The sequence below is a fragment of the Lentzea sp. NPDC060358 genome, assembly GCF_042725365.1.
Lineage (GTDB): Bacteria > Actinomycetota > Actinomycetes > Mycobacteriales > Pseudonocardiaceae > Lentzea.
This window is the reverse complement of record NZ_JBHXCW010000222.1, coordinates 1-12,327: the sequence shown is the minus strand read 5'-3', so window position 1 is coordinate 12,327 and position 12,327 is coordinate 1. Positions and strand designations below refer to the sequence as shown.

Sequence of the window (12,327 nt, the reverse complement as noted above, 5' to 3'; positions counted from 1 at the left end):
GCCCGGTTGGGCTGGAGCTCGACGCCCTCGACGATCCCGGCGAGGAAGTCGGACACCGCGGTGGCCGTGGTGATCGACCCGGCCGAGATGTCCCGCACGGCCGAGGTGATCTGGGCGCTCAGCGCCGTCTTGACGTGCCAGTCGCCGACCGACAGCGTCCGCAGCGCCATGAGCGGGCTGGCGTCCAGGGTCCCCGCGTCCGGCACGCCCAGGCGATCCGCCTGCCAGGGGTGCACGGGCAGCAGGATCCGGTCGCCGTCGGTCAGCTCGGCGGGCCAGTCGCCGAACACCACGTGGTCGCGCGCGGGGTGCAGGCGCAGCCCGACCACCGGGCGGTGCTCGGGCCCGTACGCGAGGTGGTCCAGGGCGGTGAAACCGGTGCGGTTGCGGCAGCACGGGTGCAGCGGGTGGCCGTCGACGACGCTCTGCTCGTGCTCTTCGAGCGACCGTTCCGCGAAGGGCGTCGTGAGGGGTGCCGCGGTGCGCGACAACGCCAGTCCGGCGACGCTGTGGGCCACCTCGGAGACGAGGTTGCGCGCACGGGGCCAGTGCAGCGCCTCGAGCAGGTCGACAGGGTGCGTGAACGCGTCCGGGTCGACGCTGACCTGCGGCAACGGCTCGATCGCGAACGCCCGGCGCAGGCGTGCGAGAACGGCCGCGCGAGCCCCCGGCAGTGCTGCGAGAAATCTCTCAGCACGATCGTCGTCCAGTGCGGCGAGGAAGTCGGCTTCGATCGGCGTGTGCGCGAGAATGATCAGATCCTGGCACATCGTCTCGGGGAAGCGGACACCGGTGGAAGCGATCACTGAGCCGGACGGCATCACCACGACCGCCCTGCTGAACTGCCTGCGCCGCGAGGTGGCGGAACCGGGACCGGCGGGAACGCTCCGGCTGCCCCGCACTGGCGTGGTGCTGCGGGTGCGGGAGGGGCGCTGGCCGTCGGACCCCGAGGTGTTCGCCGGGACGTGGCGGCCGGTGCCGTGGCACGAGCTGGCGGCGCTCGTCGGCGACGAGCTCGGCGACCCGCCCGCGGGGTTCCTCGACGAGGTCGCGGGGTCGCGGTCCGCCATCGCGGCCGTGCTGGCCGCCCGGCCCGCCCCGCCGGCCGACCTCTACCAGCGGTCCGAGCAGGCGCTGGTCGCCGGGCACCGCTACCACCCCGCGCCGAAGGGCCGCGGCGGCGTTCCCGCGGCCCGGTGGCTGCCGTACGCGCCCGAGGTGCACGCGCGGTTCTCGCTGGCACGCCTGGAAGGCGAGTTCGTCGACGACGGCGAGGTGCCGCTGCCGGAGGGCGTGCTGCCGGCGCACCCGTGGCAGCTCGCGCTGCTCGGCGTCGAAGGCGCCCCGAGCGGCCACGAGGTGTGGCCGACGTCGTCGGTGCGCACGGTCTACGACCCGGCGGCCGACCTGTTCTACAAGTTCAGCCTGGACGTGCGGATCACCAACGACGTGCGCCGGCTGTGGGCGCACGACCTGCGGTGGATCCCGCCGCTCGCCCGCCTGCTGAGACCCGTGTTCGCGGACGTCGCGGCCGCGTACCCCGGCACGGCGTTCCTCCTCGACCGCGGCTACCGGACCTCGCCCGGGCACTTCGAGGGGCTCGCGGTCGTGGTGCGGGACGGCATCCGGCAGCACACCGCGCCCGGCGCGACCCCGGTGCTGGCGGCGGGGATCAGCGAGGGCTTCGACGGGAACCCGTTGGACGGCCTGGATTCCGCGCGGGCGCTGCGGTGGTTCCGGCGGTACGTCGAGGTCGTCGTCCCCCCGGTGCTGCACGCGTTCTTCGCGCACGGCGTGGTGATGGAGTGCCACCTGCAGAACGTGGTGGTGGGAGTGGACGGTGCCGGCACGCCCGTCCAGGCGATCTTCCGCGACCCCGAGGGCATGCGGCTGCTGCCGCGCCACGCCGACCTGCTGTCCTCAGTGGACGGTCCGGGTGGTTCCAGGGGAGTGTCGGAGGCCAAGGGCTGGGAGCGCCTGCAGTACTGCCTCGTCGTGAACCACCTCGTCGAGATCGCGGGAGCGGTGCTCGACCGGCACCCCGGGCTGGACGTGTGGGCCGAGGCGCGCGAGGTCTTCCTCGCCTACGCCCGGGACCACGGCGAGCAGGAGCTGCTGACGTCGTTGCTGGAGAGCCCGTTCGTGCCCGCGAAGGCCAACCTGCTGCTGCGCTGGACGCGCGCGGAGGGCGCCGCGAGCCGGTATGTCGACTTTCCGAACCCACTGGACAGGAACCGCGCACTTCGTTGACGGCGTTTTCCGGGCGCCAATAGCGTGCTGGGACATGACGAATCGCTGGCGCACCCTGACACCCACGGTCCTCGTCGTGGCGGCTCTGCTCACCCCGGCGGCCGAAGCCGGCAGACCCGCCTGGTTCACCTCCTGGGCCCAGTCGCAGCAGAACCTCGGTCCTGCCGTGCGCGACCAGTCGATGCGCATGATCACCCACCTGAGCCAGGGCGGCAGCGCCGTCCGGGTCCGCGTCCAGAACACGTTCGGCACGCAGCCGCTGACCCTCGACCACACCACCGTCGCGCTGAGCAGGGGCGACGCGGCGGTCTCGGACGTCCGCGACCTCACCTTCGGCGGCCGGCGCGCCGTGACCCTGCAGCCCGGCGCGTCGACGTGGAGCGACCAGGTCCCGCTGACCACGAGCGCGGGCGCCGACCTCGCCGTCAGCATGCACGTGGCGGGGGAGGCGGTGCCCGGCCGCCACGACGGCGCGTTCCGGGAGAACTACCTGACCGCACCCGGCTCCGGCGACCAGACCGCGGCGCCGGCGGACGCCTACACCCAGAAGATCCAGTCCACCTACGTCGTCACCGCCGTGGACGTCTTCAACCCGCGGCTGAAGGGCACGATCGTCCCGTTCGGCAGCTCGGTCGTGGACGGTGTGGGCAGCACGAACTGCGGTCCCGGCTGCACCGAGCTCGGTGCCGACAAGCGCTGGACCGACGTGCTGGCCCGCCGGATCGCCGCCGAGTCGCCGGTCCAGCTGGCCGTCGCGAACGCCGGGATCAGCGGCACCACCAGCGCGCTCTGCCCCGGGAACTCGCCCGGCCTCAAGGATCTCGACGCCGCCGCCCGGCTGGAACGCGATGTCCTCGCCCTGCACGGCGTCACCGACGTCATCTACTACTACGGCACGAACGACCTGGCCAACGGCTGCTCGGCCGCGGACATCATCGCCAGCTACCGCACGGTCTTCGCCCGCCTCAAGGCCGCCGGGGTGAAGGTCCACGTCACGCCGATCACGCCACGGCCGGGCTACAGCGACCAGAACAACATCGACCGGCACGCCGTCAACTCGTTCGTGAAGCGGGGCAGCGACTGCTCCGGCACGTGCACGTCCCTGACGGACTTCGACCAGGTGCTGTCCGACCCGGTCAAGCCCACCGCGATCCTCCCGGCCTACGACACCGGTGACGGCGTCCACGCCAACATCGCGGGCCAGCGGGCGATCGGCGACTACATCGACCTGAAGGCGTTCCGCTAGCTCGTGTCCCCCGTGCGAGCTACTCCCGGATGTCCGCTCCAGCGGGATTCTTCGGGCCGAAAAGATCCCTAGCGTCTGCGGGGTCGGAAGTTCCCCGCAGACAGCCAGGAAGTCGGAGCCATGGAGCAGAGCGCACGCCCGGACCGGTCCGCCGCCGAACTGCCCGAGAGCAGGCGGAGGCTGCGCCGGTTCCGGTTCCCGGTCCTGTTCGCGACGCTGTTCGCCGTGATGCTGGCGGTCGTCGGGATCGACACGCTCGTCGCACCGCTGCCGCTGCTCGCGCTGCCGGTCGGCCTGGGGCTGGCCGCGGCCGGGGTGGTCTGCTACCGCGCGTTGTCCCGGTACGTCGAGGTGCGCGACACCGTGCTCGAGGTCGCGCCGCGGGGCCGGTGGGCGGGGCTGGGCAGGGGTGCGCTGCTCGGGTTCGGGCTGTTCGGCGCGTTGCTGCTGGTCATCGGCATGTTCGGCGGGTGGGACGGGCTGTCGTACGGCTCGTTCCCCGGCGCGCTGGGACTCGTGGGCATGATGGCCAGCGTCGCGACGATGGAGGAGGTCCTGTTCCGCGGGGTGCTGTTCCGCATCCTGGAGGAGCGCGCCGGCACGGTGATCGCGCTCGTCGTCTCGTCGCTGCTGTTCGGCCTGACGCACCTCGTCAACGTGAACGCCACGCTGTGGGGTGCGCTGTCGATCGGCCTCACCGGTGGCGCGATGCTCGCCGCCGCGTACGTCCTGACCAGGTCGCTCTGGTTCCCGATCGGCCTGCACTTCGCCTGGAACCTCACCCACGCCGGCCTCTTCGGCATCGCGGTGTCCGGCTCGGACGACGTGCCGAACGGGTTGCTGCACCTCGCCCTCGACGGTCCGGCGGTGCTCACCGGCGGGAGTTTCGGTCCCGAGGCCAGCCTGGTCGCGTTGCTGGTCTGCTCGGTCGCCACCGCGCTGATGCTGCGCCAGGCCGCGCGCACCGCGCGGATCCGCCCCCGAAAGTCCTAAGTGGACTTTTGAGCCGATTGAGACGCAACCGTGCGGGAGAGCGCTTCCGTGCTACGTTCGGAGGAGAGTAAGCCACTCGGAGCGGAGCGGCCTGTGCCCGTCCTTTGGGGTGTCTCGTTCGACGCCACGGCCATGTCCGGCGTGGTGGTGGAGTTCATCAAGATCGCGCAGTCGTTCGCCGGCCGGGGTGTCGAGGTCCACCTCGACCTGGGCTACGACATCAAGGCCGACAAGGGCCGGTTCTTCCAGCCCTACCGGCACGAACGCGTTCCCGGCTGGATCACCCTGGACCGCGTGGACGGTGTCGCGGACATCGCCGGGTACGACCGGGAGTTCGTGGCGTCCACCCTGGAAGCCGTGCGGCAGGACCGGGTCGTGCACGCCGATCGCGTCGTCGCCGACCTGGCGGCCGCGATCGTGCGGACCTGGGAGGACCGCGGCGTCACGCTCGTGATGGTCGAGAACGGGACGCTGCCGGAGAACGTCGTCTACACGAAGGCGTTGTACCGGGCGATCGAGGTCTACGGCGCGACGCACCGGCTGGGCCGGTACGTCCTGTGGCGCGACCACGACCTGATGTGGCAGAGCGAACCGGACAAGTACGGCAGTTTCCCGTACCCCGCAACGCCTCCGATGGTGAACTCGCCGCACATCCACTACTTCGCCCTGCACGAGGAGGCGAAGCGCCGCACGCTCGAGTGGATGCCGCACCTGCGCAACCTCGACGTCCTGCCCAACACCTTCGCCCCGCCGGTCCGGCCCGCGCGGCCGGACTTCCGCGCGCACTTCGGCATCCCGGAGCACGCGCGGCTGCTCGCCAGGTCCACCAGGATCATCCCGCAGAAGCGCCTCGACCGGGACCTGCACCTGCTGGCCCTGCTCCCGGGCACCTGGCTGTTCGTCGCGGGGGACACCGGGGAGGACCCGGCGGAGACCGCACGGCTGCGCGCCCTCGCCGACGAGCTCCGGGTACCGGTCGTGTTCGGCGGCGTGCTCGCGCCGTGCGAGTCGGCCGGTGACGAGTTCTCGGTGCGCGACCTGCTGGGCCACGCCGACGTCGTGTCGTTCCTGACGTCGTACGACTACGAGAGCTACGGCAACCCGATCGGCGAGGCCGTCGCGGCGGGCGTGCCGTACGCCGCGAGCCGATACGCCCTGTACGACACGGTGTACGCGGGCTTCGAGGCGCCGGTCCTCGACATCCTGGAGCACGACCTGCCGACGCCGGAGTTCGCCGCGCGGGTCCGGGAACTGATGACGAACGCGGAGAGGCGGGCGCAAGTGGTGGCGCACAACCAACGGCTCGGCACGGACAACCGGGCGGCCGCCGAGGAGCTGGTGAGCACGCTGTTCCCGCCGCCGATGGGCGAGCGCGTGCGGCTCAGCGTGGTGCTGCCGGTGTTCGACGAGGCCGCGAACATCGACGACGTGCTGCGGTCGCTGCACGACCAGGCCGACATCGACCACGACATGTACGAGATCGTGCTGGTGGACAACAACTCCACCGACGACACGGTGGCGAAGGCCCGTGCGTTCGCCGAACGCTCGAACGTCGCGGTCCACGTGATCAGCGAACGCGAGCAGGGCGTCGCGTGCGCGCGCCGGACCGGCATGGAGTTCGCCGCCCGGCGCAGCCGCGACCGCAAGGACCCCGGAGAGCGCTTCTACCTGGTCTCCGCCGACGCCGACTGCACGGTCGACCGCCGGTGGCTCACCGAGCTGTTCGCGGTGATGGAGGAGGACAAGGCCGCGATCGGCGTGTGCGACTACTACTACAACGCCGAGCACTTCACCGGCAGGCCGCGGCTCTGGGACGCGATCCAGCGCACGTTGCGCTGCCGCGCGGTCACGTTCTCGTTGTTCGGCGGCTTCCCGGACGGCAAGGGCTTCGCGGTCGAACGCGAAGCCTACGAACGGGTCGGCGGCATCGAGATCTTCTACCAGCTGCAGAACGGGAAGTTCGTCAACCACCTGTCCGACGACTGGGACTTCGGCATCAAGGTCCGCGGCTCCGGCTACGACATCGCCTACGCGCCGAAGTCGAAGGTCGAGATCAACCCCCGCCGGGTCAACCACGCCCTCGACGAGGTGATCACGGGACGCGCCTACGGCAACGACGGCATCATCGTCATGCGCGACATCCGGCCCGAGTCGCCCGCGAGGACGGCCGACCTCACCGAGGCGGAAGCCCTGCAGGCGTGGGAGTTCTCCATCAAGGACTTCACGCCCAAGAACACCGTCCTGCCGGTGCTGCTCACACCGTCCTTCCTGGACGACGACGCGGTGGTCGAGTTCTTCGGCGCGGACCTCGCACACCGGCTGGGGGAGCGCATCGCGGAGATCAAGGCCGAGATGAGCGTCACCGACTTCCTCCCGATCCACTCCTACAAGACGCCGTCCTACCGGCTGTACCTGGAGTTCCGCGACGAGATCTTCGCCCGGCTGCGCGCCACCGCCGGCGAGGACATCGGCCACCCGCCGCCGCTGCCCGAGTGCTTCGCCGACGTGCCGCCCGAGCGGTTCGCCGAGTTCGTGAAGTACTACTGCGAGGACCGCGAGTCCGGGGAGGCGCACAACTACTTCGGCAATGGAGGCGTGTTCTGATGAACCGTGTTCTGACGGAGCCCAGGGTGTGGCCCGCGCTCCAGGACCCCGCCAACGCGCACCTGCTCGACTACGTCACCGAGGACCCGTTCGGCGCGCACGTCTTCCCCGGCAACGTGCCCGGCTACGGCGTGGACGACTTCCTCGACGACCTGAGCGACCAGCTCGTCGGCACCGCGCCGATCCACCTGTGGTCCTACATCCCCACGTGCGCCTACAAGTGCCGCTTCTGCCAGTACCCGGTCGTGCTCGTCAAGGGCGGCCGGGCCGAGGAGAAGCTGACGCAGTGGGTGGACTGGAACATCCGCGAGGCGCGGCTGTGGCTCGACCGGGTGCCGGAACTCGCCGACGCGCCCATCGGCGAGTTCAACGTCTTCGGCGGCACGCCGTCGTTGCTGCCGGCGGACCAGATCCGGCGGCTGCTCGACTTCTACCGGGAGAACTTCGGGTTCACCGAGGACACCACGATCCGGTTCGAGGGCGACCCGAGCACGTTCACCCCGGCGAAGCTCGCGCTGCTGCGGGAACTGGACTGCACCAAGCTCTCCAGCGGCGTGCAGTCGTTCGACGACCCCGTGCTGCGCGAGTGCGGCCGTGAGCACACCTCGCAGATGTGCGTCGACTTCGTGCGCAACGCCCAGGACGCCGGGTTCGACTGGGTCAGCATCGACCTGATGTACGGCCTGCTGGACCAGACCGTCGACAGCGTCCGGCGCGACCTCGACGTGGTGCTGGAGAACGAGATCACCGCGGTCGTGTGCACCAAGCTTCATCTGAAGTCCTACGCCGAGACCAGGACGGGCGTGGCGGGGGAGAAGCCCGCGCCGTGGCAGCTGCCCGAGTACCGCGAGCGGCTCGTGCGGGACGGGCACTTCTGGCCGGGCCTGCAGGAGCAGTACCGGATGCGCGAGATCCTCACCGACGGGCTGCGCGCCGCCGGCTACACCGAGCACCCCACGATGTACTTCGCCCGCGACGGCCTGGGGCCGGAGAAGTGGAAGTCCATCATGGTGGACCAGGACAAGCAGGAGGCGGAGGTCGCGATCGGCCTCGGCGGCAGCTCGAGCTGCCGCCGCTCCGAGGCGATCACCGACGTGAACTGGAAGCACTACGCCCAGGCCGTCGAGGCGGGCCGCGTGCCACTGGGCTCCGCCACCGGGTTCGACGCCGACGCCCAGGAGGCCAGGGCGGTCAAGATGGCCCTGTCGACGTTGCAGCCGGTCCGCGACGACCTGCACCAGTCGCTCTACGGCAGGTCGCTGCACGACAGCCCGTGGCGGGAGAAGTTCGCCTCGCTGGCCGACCGCGGCCTGGTCACCGTCGACGCCGGCGGGGTCGCGCTGACCGGCGACGGCGAGGTCCTGGTGGAGGCCATCATCAACACGGAGCTGTGAGGCTCACGGCACGATGACGACCTTGCCCGCGACCGTGCGCGACTCGGCGAGCTTCAGGGCCGAGGAGGCGTCGGCCAGCGGGATCTCCGCCGCGATCTGCGGCACGATCACGCCGTCCTCGAGCAGGCCGAGCACGCGGGTGAGGTCGTCGGCGAGCGCGCGCTGGAACTTCGCCTTGTTCCGCACGCCGGACCAGAAGCTGTAGAAGTACGCGCTGCGGTGGTTGGGCAGCGCGTGCCAGAGCTTGAGCTGGGCCAGCAGCTTGAGCAACGGCACCTGCGAGCCGCCCGTGTCGTCCTTGGCGGCGGCGGTGCCGTAGGAGACCAGCGTCCCGCCCTTGCGCAGCAGCTGCCACGACTTCTGCACGCCGGGACCGCCGACGTGGTCGAACACCGCGTCCACGCCGTCCGGGGCGAGCTCGCGGATGCGGGCGTAGTGCTCGGGGTCGTGGTAGTCGACGGGGAGCACGCCCAACGCCCGCAGCCTGTCGTGGTGGCGCTCGGCCGCGGTGCCGATCACGGTGGCACCGGCGTGGCGGGCCAGCTGGACGAGCGTGGAACCGACCCCGCCGTTGGCGCCGAGCACGACGACCGTGTCCCCGGCCTCCACCTCCGCCCGCCGGTGCAGCATCTGCCACGCCGTCACGCCGTTGACCAGCACCGTCTCCGCGGCGGACGGGGACACGCCGGCCGGCACGGGCACGAGGTCGTCGGCGGCGAGCAGGACGTGGCTCGCCCAGCCACCGGTCTTGGTGACGGCGGCGAACCGGCGGCCGGTCATCGTCGGGTCGACCCGCGGTCCGGTGGCGATCACCGTGCCGACCAGGTCGTAGCCGGGCACGAACGGGAACGGCGGCTGGTCGTAGTACCGGCCGAGCCGCATCTGCTGCTCGGCGAACGAGACACCGGTCGCCTCCATGCGCAGGAGCACCTGCCCGGCGGCAGGGGCGAGGAGGTCGCGCGTCCGCACCTGGAGGCCGTCGGGGGCGACGACTCCGGGCAGGACGACTTCGGTGGCGCGCTGGGTCACTGCACTGGACATGCCGGGAAGCCTGCGTGATCGTGCTGCCCGGACGCATCGGCAGAAGATGCGTAGTTCCGTCTCGGCAGGATCTAGGCGACGGTTGCCGACGCGAGCGCGCGGGTGCCGCGGACACGATCGCCGCATGTTCGGTCCGCTCGTCCAAACAGACATGCTCCTGGCGCTGCTCGCGATGATCGCGGCGTCGATCGCCGGGGTGCGCGCCTCCAGTCCGCTGCTGCGGCGCTGGCTGCGCGTCACCGCCGTGCTCGTGGCCCTGCGGCTGGTCGTCATCGGCCTGATGGCGCCCGGCGGCCTGGTCCTCGTCGAGGCGCGGCTGCTGGTGCAGCTGCCGCTCGCCGTCCTGCCGGTCCTGCTCGCCCTGCTGGCGCGCACCCCCGTGACCGTCCACGTCGCCGCCGCCGGGGTGGTGCTGTCGGGCTGGTGGCTGTTCGTGCCGTTCGGCCCGCAGGACGCGGTCGCGGTGCTCGGCAGCTCGGTGCTCGTGCTCCTGCTGGCGGCGGGGCTCTCGCTGGGCCTGGGCCGGTGGCGGGAGTCCGGCACCCGGACGGCCCGGCTGCCCTGGCTCGGTGCCGGGCTGGTCGTCGTCCTCGCCCTCGTGCTGGTCGTGAACCACCGCGCCAACACCGCGCAGGCCGCCGGCCACGACCACCACCACGGCGGCGTCGGCGTCGACCAGCTCACCGGCCCGCGCGACCGCGAACCCGACGTGCGGCTGACGATGACCGCGGCCGAGGGGCAGATCCGGCTGGCGTCCGGGCTGACCGTGGACGGGGTCACGTTCAACGGCGTCTCGCCCGGCCCGGAGATCCGGGTGCGGAAGGGACAGCTGGTCGAGGTCACGTTGCTGAACAAGGACGTCGGCGAGGGCGTGACGATCCACTGGCACGGCGTGGACGTGCCCAACGCCGAGGACGGCGTGCCCGGCGTGACGCAGGAAGCCGTGCGGCCCGGCGAGCAGCACGTCTACCGGTTCGTCCCGAACCGCGCCGGATCCTTCTGGTACCACACGCATCGTGACGCGCTGCAGAACGTCGAACGCGGCCTGTTCGGGTCGCTGGTCGTCGAGGACGGCGAGAAGTTCGACGGCGTGGAACGCACGCTGTTCACCCACATCTGGCCCGGTGCCGCCGCGGCGGCGTTCGGCACGGCGGACAAGCCGGTCCGCGAAGCCGTACCGGCAGGGCGGAAAGTGTTGCTGCGCCTGGTGAACAGCTCCCAGGACCCGCAGGTGGTCCGGCTGGCGGGTACCGGGTTCACCGTGGCCGCCATCGACGGCAACCCGGTCGGCGGCGGCGCCGCGCTGGGCGCCGGCACCGACCTCCAGCTCGCCGCGGGCGGCCGCTTCGACGTGGCGTTCACGATGCCCGGCGGCCCGGTCACGGTGTCGCTCGACGACTCCGCCGCGACGGCGTTCAGCCCGGACGGCAGCGCCGACCCGGCCATGCTGGAGAACGGCACGGTGTTCGACCCGCTCGCCTACGGCACCGGCACGGCGGAAACCCTTGCGCACAACCGGACCTACGACCTCCGCCTTGACGACGGGTTCGGCTTCAGCCAGGGGCGGATCGGGTACGTCAGCAGCCTGATCAACGGCCGTCTCTACCCGGCGGTGCCCACCCTGCAGGTGAGCGAGGGCGACCGCGTCAAGATCCGCATCATCAACCGGAGCATGATCAACCACCCCATGCACCTGCACGGCCACCGCGTCCGCGTGCTGTCCCGCAACGGCACGCCGGCGACGGGGAGCCCGTGGTGGACCGACACGCTCAACGTGGCACCGGGGCAGGTGTTCGAGGTCGAGTTCACGGCCGACAACCCCGGTATCTGGATGGACCACTGCCACAACTTCCAGCACGGCGCCAACGGGATGGTGATGCACCTGGCCTACGACGGCGTGAGCACGCCTTACGCCCACGAAGGCTCACCGGAGTGATCCTGTCAACCCGTTCGCCGCGTTCGTGAAACGTCCACGCGGCGATCCGCACCGATCGAGTGATCCTGCCCGCGTCCGGCCGTGCGGAGTCGGCGCGGGCTTCTTACGGTCCTGCCCAGTGGCCGCGAGGCCGCCGCACCACCAGGGCTCGCCGTCCGCTCACCTGTCCAGCGGCAGGCCCTGACCCGGGACACGGAACAAGTCCCCGTCGGACAGGCGCTGCTGCAGGCGGGAGCGTGACGGGGCCCGAAAAGGACAATGCGCCATCTCCGTGGCAACGCCACCACCCGCGCCCTGTTCATCGCCGTCTCCACGGCCGCGGTCTTCGCGGCGGGTGGTGCGATCGCCTCCGCCGCGCCGTCGGTCGACTGGGACCGGATCGCGCAATGCGAGGCCGGCGGCAACTGGTCCACCAACACCGGCAACGGCTACTACGGCGGCCTGCAGTTCAGCCCGTCCACCTGGCGGGCCAACGGCGGCGCCGGCCGCGCGGACCAGGCATCCCGCGAAGAGCAGATCCGCGTCGCGGAGAACGTGCTGCGCACCCAGGGCATCGGTGCCTGGCCGTCGTGCGGCCGCCGGGGCGGTGCACCCGCCGCCCAGCCGGTCCGCCAGCGGCACGTCCCGACGGCGGGCAAGGCCGTCTCGCGCGCACTTCCGGTGGCGCCGGTCGTGCCGATGCGCGCGCCGTCCACGAGCAACCCGGACGGCGACTACGAGATCAAGTCGGGCGACACCCTCAGCAGGATCGCCGAGGAGCTCAAGATCGAGGGCGGGTGGCAGGCGCTGGTGGCGAAGAACGCGAAGTTCCTGACCAACCCGGACCTGATCAAGCCCGGGGACAGGATCGCCACGAAGTGACG

9 protein-coding genes are annotated in these 12,327 nt (G+C 71.4%); 7 read left to right on the top strand and 2 right to left on the bottom strand.

Features of this window, described 5'->3' with window-relative positions; genetic code table 11:
• Window positions 1–806 (bottom strand): IucA/IucC family protein (locus tag ACFWGZ_RS32890; protein WP_382455482.1); only part of this gene is annotated, 806 nt, incomplete at its 3' end.
• Between ACFWGZ_RS32890 and ACFWGZ_RS32885 the strand changes: the two genes are divergently transcribed.
• From ACFWGZ_RS32885 to ACFWGZ_RS32865, 5 genes are all read left to right on the top strand, one after another.
• Window positions 793–2,250, top strand: coding sequence for an IucA/IucC family protein (locus tag ACFWGZ_RS32885; protein WP_382455481.1), 1,458 nt, complete (start codon window positions 793–795; stop codon window positions 2,248–2,250). The genes ACFWGZ_RS32890 and ACFWGZ_RS32885 overlap by 14 nt on opposite strands.
• Window positions 2,251–2,284: 34 nt before the next feature.
• Window positions 2,285–3,496 (top strand): GDSL-type esterase/lipase family protein, encoded by a 1,212-nt coding sequence (locus ACFWGZ_RS32880; protein WP_382455480.1) that lies wholly within the window; start codon window positions 2,285–2,287, stop codon window positions 3,494–3,496.
• A 120-nt stretch (window positions 3,497–3,616) separates the two neighbouring features.
• The gene (locus ACFWGZ_RS32875; RefSeq protein ID WP_382455479.1) at window positions 3,617–4,489 is read left to right on the top strand and encodes a CPBP family intramembrane glutamic endopeptidase; all 873 of its coding nucleotides are present in this window, start codon (window positions 3,617–3,619) and stop codon (window positions 4,487–4,489) included.
• A gap of 93 nt (window positions 4,490–4,582) precedes the next feature.
• A complete protein-coding gene (locus ACFWGZ_RS32870) occupies window positions 4,583–7,093 on the top strand; it encodes a glycosyltransferase (RefSeq protein ID WP_382455478.1) in 2,511 nt (836 codons plus the stop codon).
• Window positions 7,093–8,487 (top strand): radical SAM protein, encoded by a 1,395-nt coding sequence (locus tag ACFWGZ_RS32865; protein ID WP_382455477.1) that lies wholly within the window; start codon window positions 7,093–7,095, stop codon window positions 8,485–8,487. The genes ACFWGZ_RS32870 and ACFWGZ_RS32865 overlap by 1 nt, the downstream gene beginning before the upstream one ends.
• 3 nt (window positions 8,488–8,490) lie before the next feature.
• On the opposite strand, the gene ACFWGZ_RS32860 is transcribed toward ACFWGZ_RS32865, so the two are convergent.
• Window positions 8,491–9,528, bottom strand: coding sequence for a medium chain dehydrogenase/reductase family protein (locus tag ACFWGZ_RS32860; protein WP_382455476.1), 1,038 nt, complete (start codon window positions 9,526–9,528; stop codon window positions 8,491–8,493).
• Window positions 9,529–9,652: 124 nt separating this feature from the next.
• Here ACFWGZ_RS32860 and ACFWGZ_RS32855 point away from each other — a divergent pair, with 124 nt between their 5' ends.
• Window positions 9,653–11,464 (top strand): multicopper oxidase family protein, encoded by a 1,812-nt coding sequence (locus tag ACFWGZ_RS32855; RefSeq protein WP_382455475.1) that lies wholly within the window; start codon window positions 9,653–9,655, stop codon window positions 11,462–11,464.
• Between the two features lie 258 nt (window positions 11,465–11,722).
• Window positions 11,723–12,325: a transglycosylase family protein gene (locus tag ACFWGZ_RS32850; protein ID WP_382455474.1), complete on the top strand. Its 603-nt coding sequence runs from the start codon at window positions 11,723–11,725 to the stop codon at window positions 12,323–12,325.
• Window positions 12,326–12,327 lie beyond the last annotated feature (2 nt).

Coding starts and splice junctions, on each gene's coding strand:
- ACFWGZ_RS32880 (WP_382455480.1), top strand. CDS start 2,285: ATGACGAATCGCTGGCGCACCCTGACACCCACGGTCCTCGTCGTGGCG.
- ACFWGZ_RS32875 (WP_382455479.1), top strand. CDS start 3,617: ATGGAGCAGAGCGCACGCCCGGACCGGTCCGCCGCCGAACTGCCCGAG.
- ACFWGZ_RS32865 (WP_382455477.1), top strand. CDS start 7,093: ATGAACCGTGTTCTGACGGAGCCCAGGGTGTGGCCCGCGCTCCAGGAC.
- ACFWGZ_RS32860 (WP_382455476.1), bottom strand. CDS start 9,528: ATGTCCAGTGCAGTGACCCAGCGCGCCACCGAAGTCGTCCTGCCCGGA.
- ACFWGZ_RS32855 (WP_382455475.1), top strand. CDS start 9,653: ATGTTCGGTCCGCTCGTCCAAACAGACATGCTCCTGGCGCTGCTCGCG.
- ACFWGZ_RS32850 (WP_382455474.1), top strand. CDS start 11,723: ATGCGCCATCTCCGTGGCAACGCCACCACCCGCGCCCTGTTCATCGCC.